This window comes from Halobacillus sp. B23F22_5 (assembly GCF_043497085.1).
Taxonomy (GTDB): Bacteria; Bacillota; Bacilli; order Bacillales; family Halobacillaceae; genus Thalassobacillus.
This window is the reverse complement of sequence record NZ_JBIEKI010000002.1, coordinates 284381-303904: the sequence shown is the minus strand read 5'-3', so window position 1 is coordinate 303904 and position 19524 is coordinate 284381. Positions and strand designations below refer to the sequence as shown.

The window sequence follows — 19524 nt, the reverse complement described above, 5'->3', positions numbered from 1 at the left end:
CGCTTCATACTTTTTCATTCCTTATTATGAGTTATTAGAAAAATCTATTGTATACCTCTTTTCCGCATATATAACTGACGTTCGAAACAAAATTGGATAATGGTTTGCCTTTGGTTATCCGGGATACTGCTAAATTCAATGGATGCAATATCCCTCTCCACCCCTTTATTTTTAAAAATGCGGACCACTGTCCCTTTTGCTTCAATATATCGTATATCCCCGGAATTCATTGGGAATACAAGCATCAAATCCAGATTCTCCTGATGCTTAAGCTGGTGGCTTTCTGGCAAAACGATGGCAGCGCCGCCACCGCTAATGTCCATCGTAATCGTTGTGAAGGGGGGGCCAACCGACTGATTGCTATGTACAGCGACATCAACAGCTGTTTCAATACGTACGTATTTTCTTCTTTGAACCCTTATGATCTCGTTGTCTCCAGGGAAATAGAATACCAGCACTGGAATCTTTAACTTCTTTCGGGCAAACACAGAGGTTTCAAACAGGTAAACGGATTTATCTTTACCGACAAAACTTAACTTAAATTGGGTGCCTTCAAGAAAAATCCCTGTCTTACGGGTCTTTTCACCGACAGGATAAGCAAGAAAGAGGTAATCACCTTTTTTATCGACAATTTTACTTTTAAATAATTCCTGAGGATCACGATCTGTATGTATTAATTCAAGTGTGACAGGAGTTCCTATTTCTACCACGTAAACCCTTCTTTCTGACTAGGATTTTTGTCTATAGTAATTATCTCAAATTATTTTAAAAATGGAAAGGTGGAGTATCCACCTTTCCTGTTAAACTGCCCGTGAAAATTTGATTTCCGTAGCCTTCAACCGCTCTACTTTTTCTTCTGTACCATCTTCCGCATTGATGAAAATTCGATAGGTATTATTACCTAATGTACCTAGGAATTCATACGTCAATACCTCTTCTGCCAAATCATTTTCAATGATCGCCATATGTTGCTCCTGAATTTTCACTTGCGGATTAACACTTGACCTGGCTTCTTCTTCCGAAATGGCAGGTTCTTTAATTTCCCGTTTCTGATGGTTCATGAAATAATCTTTTGCAGACATTCCCAACATATCCCCATTATCCAAAGCGATCTTCATCTGAATAGCATCCGGATAAATTCTTACCCCATCTTGAGTGGCGACAAATGAATAAACTCCTTCTTTTTCATACTGGCTGCTTTGAATCAGTTCGTGATCTGGAAATTCAAAGGACTTTAAATATTCATTAGCCTTTAGAGCTCCTTCATGGAGACTGATTTTTGCCTCCTGCACAGGTCTTTCGACCATTACTGTCAATGGGTGACCGCCTTTCTCAGCAAGATCAGCATAGCCATTTTTATCACCCTGTTGATAGGAGGCCATATAAGTTTGGACATCTGCACCTTTACCTGATTTAGTTATATTCAGCTTCTGTTCGTCTTTAATATTGAAAATTTCTTTAGCTATCTTCCCGGCTTCCTGTTCGGTGATATTCTCACCTTCCAGACCTTTGAATTCATGATTCTCATCGGCTATTCCGATAATATTGCTGCCATTATTCTCTTCTCCAAAACCTGCAACGCTTTTTTCTACAGTTTCAAACCCATCAATAATCGTATTGTCGCCCTGTGAATCATTTGTAGCTAATGCGAGCTGGACATCCATCCAACGAAGATTTTCTTCTAATACAGTATGTTGTACTTTACGAAGTTCATCTTTAATCGTCCCGCTTTGTTTATACAGTTTTTCTAACATTTTTACTTCTTCATCAGAAAGCGGTTCCTTATTCAAGTCCCTAATTGCTGTCTTATAGCTGAAGTCACCGATATCATGTAAAAATTCTTCTGTTTTATTGAAAGGGAGCAACGTCAATGGCAGCTGTCCCACATCGGTCTGCGCTTCTGATGTCAACCTCCATATTTGAGCGAGCTCCGGTGAAAGGCGTTTTTGTGTATTCATAGCCAAAACATTCCCGATTTTATCATGAAGTAAATCTGTATGATAGGTAAGGTCATGAAATGCCCGCTGGTAACTGTTTTCTGCCTGGATCAATACCGCATTTTTATCCTGATGTTCTTTATAGCCCCATACCCCTGTTCCTACTACACCAATAACTAATAACGTAATCAATATCCATCTTTTCATCTAATCTCACCACCTATTTCGCAAAAATATGTTTACCGATTTTTTTGATTTGAGGTCTGCTCCATATCCACCCAGAAGTGGCTGTGTCAGGGTTGAAATAATAAATCGCTTCACTGGATGGATCCCATCCATTTATCGCATCCATGACTGCCCGCTTGGCCGTCTCATTGGGGGTAAGCCATATTTGACCATCAGCGACAGCTGTAAAAGCCCTAGGTTCAAAAATTACACCTGCTACTGTATTAGGGAAAGTTGAGCTGTTGACACGATTTAAAATTACGGCCGCCACTGCTACCTGTCCGACGTAAGGTTCTCCTCGCGCTTCTCCATAAACAGCATTAGCCATCAATTGAATATCATTTTGGGAGAAACCATTTGGAACATTTACTGCAGTATTACTAGGCCCTTCAGCTTGTTGCTGATTCCCCTGTTGATTTTGCTTTTGCGGCTTTTTTTTGACTTGTTGTTCTTTAGGCACACCGCCATAATAGGAAAAATCCTTTCCTTGCCTAATCTGTTCTTTTACAAAACCTTCATCATACTTGGTGGCATTCACTAGTTTTTGTTTTGTTGTCTGGCCTGCCAAGCCATCAATTTCCATACCGAACTCATATTGAAAGTTTCGCAGAGCCCAGTAAGTTCCCCAACCAAAAACACCATCAATCTTTCCATTGTAAAAACCTAGATACTGTAGCCTTGCTTGCAGCTCAATAACGTCATCTCCCACAGCCCCCTGCTGAATCACTTGATTGGAAAAAGCCTCTGCTGGTTCGCTTGGAAAGGCTGTTACTAATCCTCCTGCCAACAATACCGATAAAGCTGTATAAAAAATCGACCGCTTTATGATCATTACTTGTTCTCGCCTCCTGGACTCATTTATTCATTAATGCTATTGATATCTTTTGAATCTAATCAGGATTTATGCATTAAAATAACGCTGGTGCTAACATCTTACATATCTGCCAGACAACAGACGCTTGTTAGAATTAATATGTGACATGAGTTTCGAATTCAAAAACCATGCCTGTTGAGGAGGCCACTGAAAAAGTCCTTTCTTAATTTAAAGGAGCTGTTAAAGTTTGTTGTTGATTCTCACGAATCGCTTGTCGGTGGATGCTTGCCGCGGGCGTCACCACCGACCGCTCATCGTGGCATCAACAAGGCCCACCTAAAAAAGTGATTTTCTCCAAGAGTTATTCGGTTAGCCTGAAATTAGAAGAGCATACAAAGCAACTCGCCTTTCAAACCAGCGATACCTTCAATGAAAGGACAAATCTCTTGAAATTAGACGAAAAGCGGTCTGTATGGAAATTAAATTCCAAACAGACCGCTTTTTTAACATTCTATCTTTCATAGATCTTCAGTTTTTCAGTGGCCTCCTGTTGAGTACATGGTTTTTCGGGAAGTTATTCTTTATTCAGCTTTAGTATGGACATTTGGATAATTGTGATTAGCCAGATTGATCTTCCGTATTCCGATATACCAAAGTACCGCCATAAAAGGAATCATAAGATAAATCCAGGCACTTGCGGTTGTGGAAAGAATCATATCATATAATCCATGTAAACCGACCGGTATCAATAAAGCAAGCAAGAGGCACATTTTTTTATGAGATGTGTTAAACTTAGCTTTTCCAATATAGTAGCCCATTAATATGCCGAACAATGCATGAGAGGATACAGGGAATATTGCCCTCCCCCAAGCATATTGGGCACCGTTCGCTAAGAGGTAGATGATATTTTCCACCGTTGCGAAACCAAGGCTGATTGCCACCCCATAGATGATACCATCATAAGGATGGTCGAATTCTCTATGCTGATAAACAGCAAATAAAAAAATAAACCATTTTAAAAATTCCTCAAGCAACCCTGCTAAGATAAATGATCGGGAATAGGGAGATTGCAAGAGTCCTTCAACATTAAACGCATATTGTATGAACATGATCGGAAATACTAGGAGCGCTCCTAGCATGAAAGTACGAAATATCAATGGGAGCGGCTCTAATTCTATCCGTTTATTGAAATAAATGAACGTCATAATGGCTGCCACAGGGGCAAGGGCCAGTGTAAGAAGGGATATCATCGATTGCTCCTCACTTTCCATCCAGGTGATTTAATCGTATCATGGAAAGGAAAGAAACGGAACATTAGAAAAAGCAGGTGATAACTATGAAACGGATTATGATAATCCATACAGGCGGAACTATTTCGATGAAAGAAGATAAAGCTACAGGAGAAGTCAATACAGACGGCCGTCATCCCTTACAGGAACTGAATGATATGCTGGGTAATGTAGCGGAGATCGAGGACGAGGTGCTATTCTATATCCCCTCTCCCCATATGACCCCTATACACATGCTGCAACTAGGAAGAAGAATACATGAAAAGCTTGCTTCTAAGAATATTGATGGGATAGTCATTACCCACGGTACAGACACCTTAGAAGAAACAGCTTACTTTTTAGATTTATTTCTTCAGACTAGAAGACCGGTGGTTATGACAGGAGCTATGCGCTCCAGTAATGAAATCGGCGCCGATGGCCTTTATAACCTTTTGACTGCTATCCGTGTCGCCACCTGTGACGAGGCTCAGGACAAAGGTGTGCTGGTGGTGATGAACGATGAAATTCATACCTCTAAAAATGTCACGAAAACTTCTACCAGTAATGTAGCGACATTCCAAAGTCCACAATACGGTCCTATTGGCATAACCACAAAACGCGATGTCTTTTTTCATCATAAGCTGAGCAGGCGGGATTCTTATCCAATTCAGCAGATAAGTAAAAATGTCGCTCTGGTTAAAGCCTACGCCGGTATGGACGGTTCGATGTTCGATGCTTTACGCGAGACGAATATTGACGGTCTGGTCATTGAAGCTCTCGGGCAAGGAAACCTCCCTCCAGCGACAGTAGACTCTATAAAAAAACTGTTGAACATGAATATTCCGATTGTCCTTGTGTCCCGGTGCTACCAGGGTATCGTCCAGGATACCTATGCGTATGAAGGCGGTGGCAGAAAATTAAGAGAAGCTGGAATCATTTTCGCTAATGGATTAACTGGCCCTAAGGCAAGAATCAAACTAATGGTCGCTCTCGAGATGACGAATAACCCAACTGAACTTGCACCCATGTTTGATTACTGATTAAAGGCTTTTTCAGGTGCTGTTAAACGATCACCAAAATGAAAGAAGCGGCTGGTTTTTACATGAAAGCCAGCCGCTTCTCCTATTTTTTAGCTGCAATCGCTTCAGCTATCTGTTCCCCATGATGCCGCCCGTTTTCAATGAATATTTCATTGTTGTTATAGCCGGCTGCAATAACACCTGCGATATAAATGCCAGGTACATTTGTTTCCATGGTCGTTTCATCAAATGACGGTCGTCCTGTCTTTTCATCCATGTCGACGCCCATTTTCGTAAGGAAACTATGATCCGGCTGGTACCCTGTCATTGCAAAAACGAAATCGTTAGCTATTCTGTACTCTTCGCCTTCACAAGTATAAATGACTTCCGTTTTTGTTATCTCTTTCACCTCAGCGCAGAATTCCATTGCTACAATTTCTTTATTAACTAGCGCTTCGAACTCAGGGAGTATCCAAGGTTTGATGCTTTTGGAATAATCTTCGCCACGGTAAAGTACTGTCACATTCGCGCCTGCCTTTACAAGTTCCAGTGCGGCATCGACAGCTGAATTTTTCCCTCCGATTACGACGACATCTTTTTCATAATAAGGATGTGCTTCTTTAAAATAGTGCATCACTTTATCTAATTCTTCTCCATCAATACCCATCATGTTCGGCTGGTCGTAATAACCGGTGGCAATTATGATATCTTTCGCCTTATACGTCACTTGTTCTCCCGAATTCTTTTTTGTATGAATGGTAAAAGTATCGCCTGTTTTTTGAACCTCGGTCACTCTTTCATATGCGTTGACTCGCAACTGCTTGCGTTGGGCTACTGCTCTATAATAAGCAAGGGCTTGATTCCTTACAGGTTTTTGTCGTTCTGTAATGAATGGTACTCCGCCAATTTCCAGCTTTTCACTGGAGCTGAAAAAGGTTTGGTGAGTGGGATAATTGTAGATGGAATTGACGACGTTCCCTTTTTCTATCAAAAGTGGTTCTATACCTCTTTCTTTAAGTTCAATAGCAGCACTCATCCCACAAGGCCCTGCTCCGACTATGATCACTTCTTCTTGTTGCACGACTCTCTCACTCCTTCAAGCACTAAGAAAACTGAAGAGACTTTTCGACCGAGCTCTCCAGCCACAGTTATACATTTTTAAAAAATATATACTTTGATTATGACTCCTTCAAGCACTTTATCGCAATAAAATATCTCCTACCAATAACATGATAGGAGATATCGAACTCAGAATCAACTTATACCCATCCACGAAAGCGGGAAGCTTCCGCCATCTTACGGACACCCACCATATAAGCGGCTAACCGCATATCGACACGTCTCGTCTGGGATGTATTGTAAACATTGTTAAAGCCTTTGATCATCACTTTATATAGTTTCTCTTCTACTTCTTCTTCAGTCCAATAATAGCCTTGATTATTCTGAACCCATTCAAAGTAGGAAACAGTAACACCACCGGCTGATGCCAGAACATCCGGTACTAAGAGAATTCCACGATCGGATAAAATCTTAGTAGCTTCTAATGTTGTCGGACCATTGGCTGCTTCCACAACAATTGGTGTTTTGATGTTATAAGCATTATCTTCGGTGATCTGATTCTCAATCGCTGCCGGGACAAGGATATCCCCTTCCAATTCAAGCAATTCCTGATTGGTAATCGTATTTTTAAATAAGTTAGTAACCGTACCGAAGCTGTCACGGCGATCCAATAAGTAGTCGATGTCCAGTCCTTCCGGGTCATGCAGGCCGCCATAAGCATCTGAAATACCGATTACTTTCGCACCTTTGTCGTGCATGAACTTAGCCAGAAAGCTTCCTGCGTTACCAAATCCTTGAACAATGACGCGGGCACCCTTCAGATCGATTCCTTTCTTTTTACATGCTTCTTCAATGCAGATAGTTACACCTTTGGCGGTCGCAGACTCACGCCCGTGAGATCCGCCCAGCACAATCGGTTTACCAGTAATGAAGCCCGGGTTGTTAAATTCATCGATCCGGCTGTATTCGTCCATCATCCAAGCCATAATTTGAGAGTTGGTGAATACATCTGGCGCTGGAATATCTTTTGTGGGGCCAACAATTTGACTGATTGAACGGACATAACCTCTACTTACCCCTTCCAACTCCCGGAAAGACATTTCACGAGGGTCACATACGATTCCGCCTTTTCCCCCGCCATAAGGAAGATCCACGATTCCTGCTTTCAGACTCATCCAAATAGACAGTGCTTTTACTTCTTTTTCACTGACATTCGGGTGGAAACGGACTCCACCTTTAGTCGGTCCTACAGCATCATTATGTTGCGCTCTAAATCCGGTGAAAATCTTGATAGAACCATCATCCATCCTGACAGGGATTCGCACCGTCATCATCCGGACGGGTTCTTTCAACAATTCATACACTTCACCTGGATACCCCAATTTATCTAAAGCTTTCCTAATTACAGACTGGGTGGATTTCAATACATCCAACTTATCATTTGCAGCATCTGCTGGCTTATCGGCTACCATCAGTTTACCTCCTATATCGATCCATTCACTGTCATTATCAACTATGCTTTCAGTGATTAGTATACACTTTCATTACGAATATGCAAGCAACAAAATCAAGACAAAAATTGGCTATCCAATAACCATGAAAGCGGTTAAGACTCATGCTATCATTTCTTGATGGAAAGCTCAACAAATCGCTCGACCATTTCCTCATAACTCCAGCCGATTTTCTTAGCTGAGTCAGGAAAGAGACTGGTAGGTGTCATACCTGGCAATGTGTTCACTTCAAGTATGACTGCCTCATTTTCATTCGTTACAATAAAATCGACCCGGGAGTAGACATCGCAGCCTAATAATTGATGGGCCAGGACAGCGTGCTTTTGCAGCTTATCAGTCATCTCTTCAGGTAATTGAGCAGGGACAATGTGTTCACTGCCACCTGGTTGATATTTAGATTCGAAATCATAGTAATCACTTTTTGGGATGATTTCAATAACTGGAAGAGCTTTTTCCTCTCCTTGTTTACCCACTACTGGAACTGTCACTTCTCTTCCGGCAATATAGTCTTCCACAAGGATTGTATCATCAGATTGACTTGCATTTTCCACCCCTTCTTCAATTTGAGCGATATCTTTCACAATCGTCAAACCTAATGTGGAGCCTTCTTGGTTTGGTTTGATGACAAAAGGCGGCTTGAAATCCTTCTTGACTGCTTCTGAAATTTCAGATGGAGCATTAGATCTTACCTGGTAGGTTTTACTTCTTGCCGTAGCAATTCCATATTGACTGAAGATCTGCTTTGACTTGGCCTTATCCATTGCAAGAGCTGAAGCCAGTACTCCTGATCCTACATAGGGAATTTCCAGCATATCAAGTAAGCCTTGAATTTTTCCATCTTCCCCATATCGTCCGTGAAGCCCGATAAATACTAAATCTACATTCAAATTAAGTATTTCACTCAAACGTTCCGGGTGAAAATCAATATCAATCACTTCATGTCCATTTTTTTTCAGTGCATTTATAATTCCTTTACCGGTGGATAAAGATACTTCTCTTTCACCTGAAGTTCCACCATATAAAACAGCTATTTTCAACATATACACTCCCATCAACGGTTACCTTCTTAACATACATATTCCCTACAATATTAACATGTTCATTAGAAACGTTCTATTTATTCTTTTGTAAAAATGAAATGGTGAGGCAATTATTCTTTTACTAACCTGAACCGGTTGCCTGCTATATAGCAATGGAACCAAAAAAGTTACCGTCCAATTAAAATTTCAACCTTAATATTAATCAAGTCAAAGAAAAAATGAACGGTAGTATTGATCCGTTCATTTTTATTCGAGTGTGTTTTTTATGAAATAATTATAAACTTGCTTTGCGGCTTGGTTTTCCATTACGATTTTCCCGTATTCGCACAGTCGGTGGGAAGTCACAATACTTGGTGTACCGAATTCAGACATCAATGCAATGATTTGCTCTCTGTTGAGCTCCTGAATGTCCTCTTCTTCTAATTTCATATAATAATAATCCTGATAATGTACAATGCTTCCACCATCCACACCTAAATTATACAAACGACGAGAGACTTGTATGACATCCTCAAACTCCAGGAATGAAAAAATCAACTCTTTACTTTCATCCAATGTAACTTTCATTTCGATATAGTCTTCATCCTCATCCTGATAATCACGGTCGGTCTGAGTCACTACGATGAACATACCTTGCGCTTGTAAAAGATAAACCTGTACAAGCAAAGTACCATCCAGTTCAAAACCCAGTTCATCACTGGCTTCATACATCATATCACTGAATAATTGGTGCACGCGGGGTAAATCATGCCACAAATCTTCCTTAGTCAACCCTCTTTCAATCAAATCGTCGAAGGTAAGGAATATTTTGAATTTATCGTTGGACATTCTCTCCAAACGCATCCCATCGCCCCCTGAAAGCTATCGGTTTATCTTTATCTTATGCTATTATTCAACTTTTGGTGCTCTTTTATGCTGCTTTTGTACGTCCAATCTGCGGTACGTATCTATCTAAATTAAAGGCAGGATATGTGGTTAGTTAATGTTGATCCAGCCAGTTCAACCAATCCTCTTTCGTGGTCCCTACTACATAACGACCGGCTTTTCTCTTTTCCTCTGCAGGCAGCTGGTCAAAAGCATAACCACCAAGCCCTATTTTCAAATCAGGATAAGCTCCCTGTAAACTCTCCGCCATCCTGATGGAGGCAGGCACATTCTTTTTTAATGTTGCTGATAGAAATAAATAAGCTGGATCCACATCTTCTATAATTCTATTCATATCCCCTTCAGCAATACTTTGACCAAGATAGACGACTTCATAACCCTGTCGTTTCAAGAACAAAGCAAATATCAACAAACCAAGTTCATGCTGCTCATTCGGCCCGCATACCAGTACTGCTTTAGGCAGATAGGGAGCAGCCGGGATCGACAACAGCAACATACCCAGTCTGGACCTGAGAAAGTTGCTTGCAAAATGTTCATGGGCACTTGTTATTTCATTTTCCTCCCACTGGATTCCTATTTTAATCAATAGTGGACTAATGATATCAATAGCCACCATCTCTGGGGTATACAAGCTGAAAGCATGATCAAGATGCTTCTGTGCATTTTTCTCATCAAAAGACAGCAAGGCATCTGACAATTGCTGTGATATTTTTGATAATTCCGTATCATGGGCATTCTCTTGTACATCATTAGAAATGTCATGATGATTATTTTCATATAAAGATACCGCTTGAGAAATGGTAAAGCCCTGATCCACTTTTGCAATTAACCATTTTAAAGTACGTACATGATGTTCTGTGTAAAGCCGATGCCCGGCATTATTCCGGACGGGACGGATGATTTGGTACCGTCGCTCCCACGCTCGCAATGTACCGGGTTGGACACCGAGGATGTTAGATACAGCTTTTATGTTGTATTTACCATTATCCGCTGACATAAGCCTACCTCCATCTGCGCTGTTTTTTTCAATTATATCCGAGTGAGGAAGGCTGTGCAAAAATTGTATACTGACTTTATAACCTTTGCACAAAAAGTCACTTATCGTTAACTGTAATAATATGGCATTCAGCTCTTGTCCCTAACCTGAAAGGAATTAAACGGGTGCCATATCCTTCACTTATAAAAACAGGCGTCTTGTCAATATTTTTCATACCGCCGCGCTGTCTTAATCCGAAACCCATGAAACGGATCTGACCGCCGTGGGTGTGACCACTAAGTACGAGGTCCACTTCCCTTTTCTGTTCCAAAGGTAAGTAATGGAACATAGCCGGATCATGAATGACTAATAGTTTGCACTCACTTCGTGCATCCATAAAAGCAAATTTACTATTCTCCTCATGATGTTGATACGTATCGACACCGAGCAAACTGAAAGTATCACCAGAATCGGACGTGAAATCAACCGCAGTGTTTCCAAGGATATGGACACCCTCGTCTAATAGTGTTGCGTCTAAATCATGGTAATCCCCTTCATAATCATTATTTCCCCAAACAAAATAAATCGGTGCTTTCAACAATTTCAATCGTTTGATATTTGCTCGCACCTTATCCATAGATACGCCACGTTCAATCAAGTCTCCTCCGATTACTACAAGGTCAACGGGGGTTGTAATAGATTCCAGCGTGCCTCTTTTAACAACTCTTTTGTGAAGGTCGGATATAAAGAAAATACGAACTCCCTGGAAGGATGAAGGGAATCTGTCCAGTTGGATGGTGCGTTCATCAAGGAAATCTGTATAGGCTTTGCGATACATATAAAAAAGCAAGGCTACAGCTGCTATCAGTAGAAGTAATCCGGTGTAAACGTATATCATCCTTAACTTCACGCTCCTGTTAAATTAATAGACAGTAAGCTGCCTAAAATGGATGATACTATCATATCCATTAGAAGAGTATTGTACCATTTATGCATACCATAAAGAAAAAAATCCCCCTTCCTGACCAGATTATGTCGGGAAGGGGGAAAAAAGAAGAGTTAAACTTCTTTTATATCCAAAACTCTGAAGCCTGTTTTCTCAAGCTTTTTGGTGAACTTATCGATATTATCGTTCGGATCCACTTTCAGGACGATGCGCCTGGCCAGTTTATCTGTTTCGTCAAACGTAGCTAAAGAAATTACATTTTCATGATATTGCTTTAGGATATCACCTAAGCGCTCGATTCTGCCTTCCGATTCCTCAGAAGTAAATGCAATACGAATCCCTTTCCGTTTCACACCAAATGCACTTTCGAATTGCTCCAATACATCCGCGCGAGTAACCAGCCCCAGGAATTTCTTATCTTCACTTACCACTGCAATGACAGAATACCCTGTAAACACTGGTAATGTTCTCTCAAACACTTCATCTTCTTTTATATAGAGATCTTCCTTCTCCACTAAATCACCTGCCGAGGATTCGGTAAGATAAACTTCTTTTGGTTGATCACTCTCAAAGTATCGTTTATAAATAATTTCTTTAGATAACATTCCAATAAAAAAGCTCCCATCCAGTACAGGCACAGCCTGAATATCATGTTGCTCCAATAAGGAAATAACCGATTTTAAGTCTGCGCCCATTTGGACAGTTAAACATTCATGCGGGGGCTTCATCATACTTTTCACAAACATCATCATCACTCCAACATATAGATTGACTTTCATAATTAAACATTCGACTTAGTAGGACAAATTTCCTTCTTTAATCTTGGTATAGGACAGACCTCCATGCTCATACAATTGCAATAGTCTTTGTTAAGGAAGGTGATAAAAATGTATACCCAGCAGAAATGCTATCGCCCATTTTACGGACCAATGGATCCTTGCCCTCCAATTGAAGTTAAATGCTTCTCTACCCCGCCTCATCTATATATGCCATTCCAGCCGCCGGGTTTGCAGCAATTCAATCCACGGGTTGCATTGAGAAAAGGAACGTTATGGCCGGCTCTGTTTGATCCATATCCAAAGCCGAAACCTTATAGAGAGGAGGGGAAATGATGGCGACCATCCCTCCAGAATATTATCACCAAATGGAAGCCATCCAGGCTGTCGATTTTGTATTGGTGGAATTGACATTATATTTGGACACTCATCCCAACGACAGGGAAGCCATTGAACAATTCAACGCTTGCGCCAAAGAAAGCCGGAGATTAAAGAAAAATTTTGAACAACAATTCGTTCCATTGATGCAATACGGGAAAAGTTATTCAGGTTATCCCTGGCAATGGGATGATACTCCATGGCCATGGCAGGTGTAGACAATCTTAAGCGGAGGTGATTCTTTGTCATGTGGTATTACGAAAAGAAACTTCAATACCCGGTAAAGGTCAGCAGCTGTAACCCCCGGCTGGCAAAATTCCTTATTGAGCAATATGGAGGTGCTGACGGGGAATTGGCCGCTGCTTTACGTTATTTAAATCAACGCTACTCGATACCTGATAAGGTTATCGGTTTACTTACGGATATCGGTACGGAAGAATTTGCTCATCTGGAAATGATTGCTACGATGGTGTATAAGCTTACAAAAGACGCTACACCAGAACAGATGAAAGAAGCAGGCCTTGGAGCCCATTACGCTAACCACGATAACGCTTTGTTCTACCAAAATGCGGCTGGCGACGCTTGGACGGCAACCTATATACAAGCAAAAGGCGACCCGATTGCCGATCTTTATGAAGATATTGCCGCAGAAGAAAAAGCACGTGCTACTTACCAGTGGCTGATCAACATGTCAGATGACCCTGACATAAATGATAGCTTAGCATTCTTACGGGAACGTGAGATTGTCCACTCCTTGCGGTTTAGGGAAGCCGTTGAAATTCTTAAAGAGGAAAGAGATAAACAGAAATTCTTTTAAAACTTTTCAATATCACTCCAAAACATAAGAAGACCTGCGGTGAGCGCAGGTCTTTTCTTTATTGATGAGCGGAGGTGAATGTACAAGTAAATTTGTAGGATTGATAGAAATTTGAAATACTATTGCTTCATTGACATACGCAAGGGCTGACATTCCTTCAACTCATCTTGTAACGAATATAGAGAGCCAGTAATAAATCAATGACAAAATGGGCTGTCATGGTGGTAAGGAGATTACCCGTGATCTCATACATATAGCCAATAAAAAAACTGACAAATAACACCGATATTAATAATACAAACTTTTTCAAATAGCGTATATGCATCACAGCAAATATCACACTGGCGATGGTATAGCCGAATTCTGCATGCAGCACTCCCCGGAACAGCATTTCTTCGCTGATTGCTACCAGCAATGTAATACCGATGATCCCAGGCAACGACCGGTTCTTGAATACCTTTATATTTATCCCGCCATCATCATAATATTTTGCCGGGACAAACTTCATTAATATCAAGTCGATTGCCACTACGATCAAACCAGGAAGTATGCCGTACATAAGAACTTCCCTCATAGAAGGATGTATCTGAGTTAGCCAGCCGTTCCAAAAAGAATCAAATAGCAGCCAGCTTCCGATAATGCTTAAACTTAAAATGATCAATTGGGTTAAAACGAGATGAAAGGTAACTTCTTTATCTGACATGGTGTTTATCAGCTCGGATTGCTTCCGTTTATTCATGTTGGTCCCCCTGCAAAAAAATCTCTCTCAACCGCTCATGCCAGTCTTGTGGGAAAGTGACAGTCTCCTTCTGACCAAATGTGAAATTACGCCAGTCGAAGCCACAAAAATCGCAACAGGGAACCTCAGGCGTTTTTACAGATTTTTGGAAAGGTTGATATAGCCCGTTTCTCCGGCATGCTTGACTATGGATCCAACTCATCAGCTCCGAAAATTTGCCCATTTTATATTTATATCTGTTTTCCACTTGGTTTGTCAGAAATGTATAAAACTCTTTCCATTTATCCCGGTTAAAGACGATAGCCTGCTGATTCAGAAGCTGGTGCTGATGGCAATGGTATTTAATGAACCTCCATTGTGTTTCTGTCAATTCCAGTTCTTCTTGGACAAGTTCATCAGCTGGAAGCTTTGCTCCAGCCTGGTAAAGGTTAAATAAATAATTCAATGTTTTCTGTACATCTGCTGCTTCGGGAAGTTCACTTTGTATCAGCTTTTTGGGAAGGTAGTCATCTGAAGGGGAATAATACACCACACTTATACTATGTGCTCCATCCCGGCCGGCTCTACCTACTTCTTGAATAAAAGATTCCGTTTGGGTCGGCAGATGAAAATGGATGACATACCGTATATTTTTTTTATTTATCCCCATTCCAAAAGCACTGGTACAACAAATGATATCCAGTTGATCATTCATGAATTGTTGTTGGATCAATAAGCGGTCAGACTGCTCCATTCCTCCATGGTAGAAAGCAACTCTTTTATCAGATAAATGTTTGGACAGCTCGTCAGATGCCCTTTCGGCCCATTGTCTGCTTGAGAAATATATCATTGTTGGAGCATGCTGGTATTTTAACAGATGTTCTATTTTCATCAATTTTTCATTTGGATGTTCCACATACTCGATTGCAAAACTTATATTTTCCTTATCCATCGGATATATATGAGATTCGCCATGCGTCATTCCCAGCTGGCTGATGATATCCTCTTGTACTTCTGGTGTAGCTGTTCCACTTAAAGCTAACACTGCAGGTCTATTGAATAGTTCTATCACATTTGCCAGTTTCAAATAATCTGTCCGGAATTCATGGCCCCATTGTGAAATGCAATGGGCTTCATCCACCACGAATAATGAAATATGTAAAGCCTGTAACTGCTCTACTACTATATTATTTTGTAACATTTCCGGTGATACGTAAATTAGCTTGTAATGGGCGAGCTGACTTAACAGTTGCTTTTTCTGAACCGGGGATAGAAAACTGTTGATCGCCGTAACCCTTTTGTACCCTGCCGCTTTTAATGCTTTGACCTGATCTACCATCAAAGAAACCAATGGGGATACCACAATGGTCACCCCTTCAGACAATATCGCCGGCAATTGATAACAAATAGATTTACCAGAACCTGTTGGCAAAATGCCTAACACGTCCTTGCCATTCATGACATCTGAAATAATTTCCTTTTGACCTGTTTTAAAGGCATCGAAGCCAAAATAATGTTTCAGTTCTATTTCCAGCGATCGATTGTTCATACTTTTGCCTCGCTTTTCTGATGCTGCATTCTTGCTTGTACAAGCCTGATAAAGAAATAATTATATTCACCTTGGAGGGCATCATAGATATTTTTTAATTTATTGGTTTGTTGTTCTTCAATCACTTGAGAAATTTCTGCTATTTCTTGCTCACTGACGAACAAGTAAACAGGAAAATCCGATTGGACTAAAGCCATTTCGACCACGTGATCGTGGATAGTACTCATTTTCAATCGGCGTATCTCGCTAATTGTCTCCAGGTCCATACCCTGTTTAATAAGTGAATAAGTTTTTTGTGCTGAGTTTGTTATTAAACGATTGTTTTCTGATTCTTCGATAAAAATAAATAGAGCAGGGTAGTTGCCTGGATTTTTTTCCACAGCTTGATATACCTGATGAAGTAAATGTTGCATAAGCAGATGGACATTATGCAAGGGAAGCTGGAACATATCTGACAACTGCTGTTTACTTAATCCAATCATACCGGCTCCCGTCAGGCGGTACGTGAACAGTGCTGCCTCTTTCTCGTTTACAGAACTCAACAAACGATATAACTCTTTATAAATGGAGCTGATATGATCCATTAGATTCGTTTTATTTACTTTATAATTCAGTTTCACCCAGTTTAATATATCCGTTCGGTCTGTGATCGGGAGAAAATGCTTGTTACCCTTTTTCATATTCGTAATGGTTTGAATATATAAATAAAGACGTTCTTCAAAAATGGTGACTTTTTCGTGGAGATTAATTCCGTTAAAATATAGCGGTCCCCACTCATCTGAAAGTCTTCCCAGTTGATCGCTTCCATAGGTCGTCAATCTTGGACGTTCATCTTCATCTGTTATAATAATTTTTCGATCTTCCATCAATTGATTGATAACATTTATCAAATCAGTGCGTTTCAACGATTTATAGATAGCAAAGAACTCCGTGAGTTGATAGGCATGTGCATCCTGGAGCGTTTGAGATGAACGCTTTCCCACCAGCAGATTATAGATACCCGCTATCGTCCGCTCTCCATTTAAGTTATTAATACAGCGAAGTAAAATATATTCAAACACGCTCATCCCCCCTTTAATCCTGAACCATATCCAACTTACTACATCCTATTGTATCTTAATAGTGATAAAAGTCACACCAAACCGCGTAACAACAAGGTTTGCGAGCGATTTTGTTGTTGAAAAATTTCTGTGATAGCAGTACAATACATTTAAGGCGAATGTTCCTAGAGAGAAAAAATTATTCACTTGTATAATTTATTTTTAGGGATCTGTATTATTTAGGAGGGAATGTGTTATGGCTAAATACACAATTGTTGATAAAGAAACATGTATTGCATGTGGAGCTTGTGGAGCAGCGGCTCCCGATATCTACGACTACGATGATGAGGGCATTGCCTATGTAGTGCTCGATGACAACGAAGGCATCGTTGAAATTCCAGAAGTTCTGGAAGAAGATATGGAAGATGCGTTCGAAGGTTGTCCTACAGACTCCATTAAAGTGGCCGATGAACCATTTGAAGGTGACCCGGTAAAGTTTGAATAAATAGTTACAAGCCCCTCTGAATGAGGGGCTTTTCATTTCTCTGTCCCCACTGTCACAAACACAAGATTTATCCCTCTTTTTTATACTGCTATTTTACCATGAAAGCAAAAGCCGGTGAATCTAAACAAACTAACGTGCACGATCGCGGAAGAGCCGAATAATATAAGCGAACTCTGTCCTAAGCAAAATGCGGTCTTGAATTGCATTCATTAAAAACAAACGTTCAGAGCTTTTTCGCTCCGAACGTTTGTGCTAACTAGTATGTGATTTACTGTATGACGGGCATGTATCTATGGGTGAATAGGCATGGTATTTAGTTTCTAAAAATTTATTTGTTTACTTTGATGGAATTAACTGCTTCTGGTGTTGCTATCGGCTCCAAAAGATCATAATTACCGATAACCTCAAATGGAAAACCCTCAAATTTTACTTGCTCATATCCAAAACTCGCTGCTGTAGCCAGTAGTGCTTCAACCATAAACATCGTTGTCTGGTTAGCTTGCAGCTGTTCCGTGGAACTTACACGTATCAATAATTCATGATCAGAAATTTTATCCGCTGCCAATTCTACCCCTTCCGGCAACGGTGACCGACTATACTCTCCTCCCTCAGCATTGGCCATAATATCAAACGCATCTTCTATAGAGGAATTTTCTTTTAATTCAATCGGTACTAAAAAGTCGTGCCCCGACTCCCTGTAACGGTAAATTTTATAACTTTTCTTTTGGACAGGTGAAACTTTCATGGTTTCTATCGTTCCATAATTACCCATTTCAAAAGGGCGCCCATCTTCATAACCAAGCTTTACTTCTGATACACCATACTGACCGAATACTTGTTCAATACTTCGTTGGAGGATAATATCTGAGCTTGAACCACCTTGCGTTTGAAAATCCTCCGGAAAGATAATTTCACCACGGTCCTCATTAATTACTATTTCTGCCCCATTAAGAGGAAAAACAGATACTCCCAGATCATCTGCATTTTCAGCTGCTGTGGATGTTACTTGTGTATAGTCAGCATCGCTAACCGACACCTCAATAGTTAGCGGGATGATGTGTTCCGCATTCATCCCTGCTGCTACGGAAAATATATAGTTTTTCCCTTCATCAACCTCGAACACTAAGTTACTTTGAAAATCGTTTACAGGAACATTTTGTTCTGCATCTTTTCCATCATCCTGAGTATCAAACAACTCCGCTGACTCTTCCCGATTTTCAGAAATTCCTGATTCTGTTGCCGTATTATGGTTCTGAGACTCTGAAGAGTTTAGCATTGATTCGTCATTCGAACTGTTCATTAACATGGCAGGCGTGATGATGGCAGCCAGCAAGAGCACCGCAATGAAGGCAAAAACAGGCAAAAGATTAGACTTTTTCTTTTCAGGTTTACTTTCTTTCAAGTGTACAGCTATCTTATTATATAGTTCATCTTTCGTCTGATGATCACGGATGCCAGGCATTTGATTCAATTGCTTTTGTAATTCTTGATCATGCTTATTGTTATTTTGCTTCATTGCGTTTCCCCTCCCCTCTTTGATCGGCTGCCATATTCCGCAGAAGTTTCAAACCACGATGCTGAGTGGTTTTAACTTTACTCACTGACCACCCTAAAATATCAGCGGTTTCCTGAATTGACATCGATTGTATGTACCTGAGTATAATGACACTTTTCTGATCGACTGATAGTTTCTCTAAGTATTGATATAGTAATTTAATATCCTCATTTTTTTCAGCTATTTCTTCAGGTAAAGGCTGGTTGTCAATTAACTGTTCTCCTTTCTTATCCCAGTCAAAAAACTCCAGCAGTCGCTTCCTCTTTCTGGTCTGTCTCCGAAAAAAGTCGATTGTTACATGACGGGCTATAGAAAACAACCATGTCTTTTCACTGCTGTCTCCTTTGAATTGGGTATACGAATTCAATACTTTTATATATACTTCCTGAACGAGATCTTCTGCTTGTTCTCGATTTTTGACCATATAAAATATAAATTGAAAAAGATCCTGATGATATTTTTCATATAGGGATTCATACACCGACCTCACTATTGCTTACCTCCCG

General features: G+C 40.4%; 21 protein-coding genes. 5 read left to right on the top strand and 16 right to left on the bottom strand.

The genetic code is table 11. The annotated features are described in order from the left end of the window. Positions 1-44 precede the first annotated feature (44 nt). The 4 genes from ACGTN9_RS04895 to prsW form a co-directional block, all read right to left on the bottom strand. Positions 45-710: a flagellar brake protein gene (locus tag ACGTN9_RS04895; RefSeq protein ID WP_499591087.1), complete on the bottom strand. Its 666-nt coding sequence runs from the start codon at positions 708-710 to the stop codon at positions 45-47. Between the two features lie 90 nt (positions 711-800). Next, positions 801-2144, bottom strand: a complete 1344-nt coding sequence (ypeB, locus tag ACGTN9_RS04890) for a germination protein YpeB (RefSeq protein ID WP_499591085.1) — start codon at positions 2142-2144, stop codon at positions 801-803. Positions 2145-2157: 13 nt separating this feature from the next. Next, positions 2158-2994 (bottom strand): spore cortex-lytic enzyme, encoded by an 837-nt coding sequence (gene sleB / locus ACGTN9_RS04885; RefSeq protein ID WP_499591083.1) that lies wholly within the window; start codon positions 2992-2994, stop codon positions 2158-2160. Positions 2995-3557: 563 nt separating this feature from the next. Then, positions 3558-4226: a glutamic-type intramembrane protease PrsW gene (gene prsW / locus ACGTN9_RS04880; RefSeq protein ID WP_499591081.1), complete on the bottom strand. Its 669-nt coding sequence runs from the start codon at positions 4224-4226 to the stop codon at positions 3558-3560. A gap of 86 nt (positions 4227-4312) precedes the next feature. Between prsW and ACGTN9_RS04875 the strand changes: the two genes are divergently transcribed. After that, entirely contained in the window at positions 4313-5284 is a 972-nt protein-coding gene (locus ACGTN9_RS04875; protein ID WP_499591079.1) for an asparaginase, read from the top strand. An 82-nt stretch (positions 5285-5366) separates the two neighbouring features. On the opposite strand, the gene ACGTN9_RS04870 is transcribed toward ACGTN9_RS04875, so the two are convergent. The 7 genes from ACGTN9_RS04870 to ACGTN9_RS04840 form a co-directional block, all read right to left on the bottom strand. After that, complete coding sequence (locus ACGTN9_RS04870) at positions 5367-6344, bottom strand: YpdA family putative bacillithiol disulfide reductase (protein WP_499591077.1); 978 nt, start codon at positions 6342-6344, stop codon at positions 5367-5369. A 178-nt stretch (positions 6345-6522) separates the two neighbouring features. Further along, the gene (locus ACGTN9_RS04865) at positions 6523-7794 is read right to left on the bottom strand and encodes a Glu/Leu/Phe/Val family dehydrogenase (RefSeq protein ID WP_499591075.1); all 1272 of its coding nucleotides are present in this window, start codon (positions 7792-7794) and stop codon (positions 6523-6525) included. 149 nt (positions 7795-7943) lie between these two features. Then, positions 7944-8870, bottom strand: a complete 927-nt coding sequence (locus ACGTN9_RS04860) for a D-alanine--D-alanine ligase (RefSeq protein ID WP_499591297.1) — start codon at positions 8868-8870, stop codon at positions 7944-7946. 249 nt (positions 8871-9119) lie between these two features. Further along, entirely contained in the window at positions 9120-9716 is a 597-nt protein-coding gene (locus tag ACGTN9_RS04855; protein ID WP_499591073.1) for a genetic competence negative regulator, read from the bottom strand. Between the two features lie 136 nt (positions 9717-9852). Next, positions 9853-10755 (bottom strand): MerR family transcriptional regulator, encoded by a 903-nt coding sequence (locus ACGTN9_RS04850; RefSeq protein ID WP_499591071.1) that lies wholly within the window; start codon positions 10753-10755, stop codon positions 9853-9855. Positions 10756-10852: 97 nt separating this feature from the next. Beyond that, a complete protein-coding gene (locus ACGTN9_RS04845) occupies positions 10853-11632 on the bottom strand; it encodes a metallophosphoesterase (RefSeq protein ID WP_499591069.1) in 780 nt (259 codons plus the stop codon). Positions 11633-11793: 161 nt separating this feature from the next. Further along, the gene (locus ACGTN9_RS04840; protein WP_499591067.1) at positions 11794-12459 is read right to left on the bottom strand and encodes a CBS domain-containing protein; all 666 of its coding nucleotides are present in this window, start codon (positions 12457-12459) and stop codon (positions 11794-11796) included. 108 nt (positions 12460-12567) lie between these two features. Here ACGTN9_RS04840 and ACGTN9_RS04835 point away from each other — a divergent pair, with 108 nt between their 5' ends. From ACGTN9_RS04835 to ACGTN9_RS04825, 3 genes are read left to right on the top strand one after another with little or no spacing between them, the layout of a single operon-like run. Beyond that, the gene (locus tag ACGTN9_RS04835) at positions 12568-12792 is read left to right on the top strand and encodes a spore coat associated protein CotJA (RefSeq protein WP_499591295.1); all 225 of its coding nucleotides are present in this window, start codon (positions 12568-12570) and stop codon (positions 12790-12792) included. Further along, positions 12792-13052 (top strand): spore coat protein CotJB, encoded by a 261-nt coding sequence (locus ACGTN9_RS04830; protein WP_499591065.1) that lies wholly within the window; start codon positions 12792-12794, stop codon positions 13050-13052. Before ACGTN9_RS04835 ends, ACGTN9_RS04830 begins: the two co-directional genes overlap by 1 nt. A gap of 29 nt (positions 13053-13081) precedes the next feature. Then, a complete protein-coding gene (locus tag ACGTN9_RS04825) occupies positions 13082-13651 on the top strand; it encodes a manganese catalase family protein (RefSeq protein WP_093044621.1) in 570 nt (189 codons plus the stop codon). Positions 13652-13808: 157 nt separating this feature from the next. On the opposite strand, the gene ACGTN9_RS04820 is transcribed toward ACGTN9_RS04825, so the two are convergent. Genes ACGTN9_RS04820 through ACGTN9_RS04810 form a run of 3 tightly spaced genes read right to left on the bottom strand, consistent with a single transcriptional unit; the run spans position 13809 to position 16979 of the window. Continuing rightward, positions 13809-14390 carry a CPBP family intramembrane glutamic endopeptidase gene (locus ACGTN9_RS04820; RefSeq protein ID WP_499591062.1) on the bottom strand — a complete coding sequence of 194 codons (582 nt, stop codon included), beginning with the start codon at positions 14388-14390 and terminating at the stop codon, positions 13809-13811. Then, positions 14383-15918, bottom strand: a complete 1536-nt coding sequence (locus ACGTN9_RS04815) for a RecQ family ATP-dependent DNA helicase (protein ID WP_499591060.1) — start codon at positions 15916-15918, stop codon at positions 14383-14385. Before ACGTN9_RS04815 ends, ACGTN9_RS04820 begins: the two co-directional genes overlap by 8 nt. After that, the gene (locus tag ACGTN9_RS04810) at positions 15915-16979 is read right to left on the bottom strand and encodes a YpbB family protein (RefSeq protein WP_499591058.1); all 1065 of its coding nucleotides are present in this window, start codon (positions 16977-16979) and stop codon (positions 15915-15917) included. The genes ACGTN9_RS04815 and ACGTN9_RS04810 overlap by 4 nt, the downstream gene beginning before the upstream one ends. A 235-nt stretch (positions 16980-17214) precedes the next feature. On the opposite strand from ACGTN9_RS04810, the gene ACGTN9_RS04805 reads away from it, so the two are divergent. Further along, the gene (locus ACGTN9_RS04805) at positions 17215-17463 is read left to right on the top strand and encodes a ferredoxin (protein WP_028783072.1); all 249 of its coding nucleotides are present in this window, start codon (positions 17215-17217) and stop codon (positions 17461-17463) included. Between the two features lie 328 nt (positions 17464-17791). Here the strand turns inward: ACGTN9_RS04805 and ACGTN9_RS04800 are convergent, their stop codons facing one another. After that, positions 17792-18979, bottom strand: coding sequence for an RsiX family anti-sigma factor (locus ACGTN9_RS04800; RefSeq protein ID WP_499591056.1), 1188 nt, complete (start codon positions 18977-18979; stop codon positions 17792-17794). After that, positions 18966-19508, bottom strand: coding sequence for an RNA polymerase sigma factor SigX (gene sigX / locus ACGTN9_RS04795; RefSeq protein ID WP_499591054.1), 543 nt, complete (start codon positions 19506-19508; stop codon positions 18966-18968). Before sigX ends, ACGTN9_RS04800 begins: the two co-directional genes overlap by 14 nt. Positions 19509-19524 lie beyond the last annotated feature (16 nt).

Bases quoted from the DNA above. Each gene is read 5' to 3' on its own strand.
- ACGTN9_RS04865 (WP_499591075.1), bottom strand. From the start codon at position 7,794: ATGGTAGCCGATAAGCCAGCAGATGCTGCAAATGATAAGTTGGATGTA.
- ACGTN9_RS04800 (WP_499591056.1), bottom strand. From the start codon at position 18,979: ATGAAGCAAAATAACAATAAGCATGATCAAGAATTACAAAAGCAATTG.
- sleB (WP_499591083.1), bottom strand. From the start codon at position 2,994: ATGATCATAAAGCGGTCGATTTTTTATACAGCTTTATCGGTATTGTTG.
- ACGTN9_RS04835 (WP_499591295.1), top strand. From the start codon at position 12,568: ATGTATACCCAGCAGAAATGCTATCGCCCATTTTACGGACCAATGGAT.
- ACGTN9_RS04850 (WP_499591071.1), bottom strand. From the start codon at position 10,755: ATGTCAGCGGATAATGGTAAATACAACATAAAAGCTGTATCTAACATC.
- ACGTN9_RS04805 (WP_028783072.1), top strand. From the start codon at position 17,215: ATGGCTAAATACACAATTGTTGATAAAGAAACATGTATTGCATGTGGA.
- ACGTN9_RS04845 (WP_499591069.1), bottom strand. From the start codon at position 11,632: ATGATATACGTTTACACCGGATTACTTCTACTGATAGCAGCTGTAGCC.
- ACGTN9_RS04855 (WP_499591073.1), bottom strand. From the start codon at position 9,716: ATGCGTTTGGAGAGAATGTCCAACGATAAATTCAAAATATTCCTTACC.
- ypeB (WP_499591085.1), bottom strand. From the start codon at position 2,144: ATGAAAAGATGGATATTGATTACGTTATTAGTTATTGGTGTAGTAGGA.
- ACGTN9_RS04830 (WP_499591065.1), top strand. From the start codon at position 12,792: ATGGCGACCATCCCTCCAGAATATTATCACCAAATGGAAGCCATCCAG.
- ACGTN9_RS04820 (WP_499591062.1), bottom strand. From the start codon at position 14,390: ATGAATAAACGGAAGCAATCCGAGCTGATAAACACCATGTCAGATAAA.
- ACGTN9_RS04875 (WP_499591079.1), top strand. From the start codon at position 4,313: ATGAAACGGATTATGATAATCCATACAGGCGGAACTATTTCGATGAAA.
- ACGTN9_RS04840 (WP_499591067.1), bottom strand. From the start codon at position 12,459: ATGAAAGTCAATCTATATGTTGGAGTGATGATGATGTTTGTGAAAAGT.
- ACGTN9_RS04825 (WP_093044621.1), top strand. From the start codon at position 13,082: ATGTGGTATTACGAAAAGAAACTTCAATACCCGGTAAAGGTCAGCAGC.
- prsW (WP_499591081.1), bottom strand. From the start codon at position 4,226: ATGATATCCCTTCTTACACTGGCCCTTGCCCCTGTGGCAGCCATTATG.
- ACGTN9_RS04815 (WP_499591060.1), bottom strand. From the start codon at position 15,918: ATGAACAATCGATCGCTGGAAATAGAACTGAAACATTATTTTGGCTTC.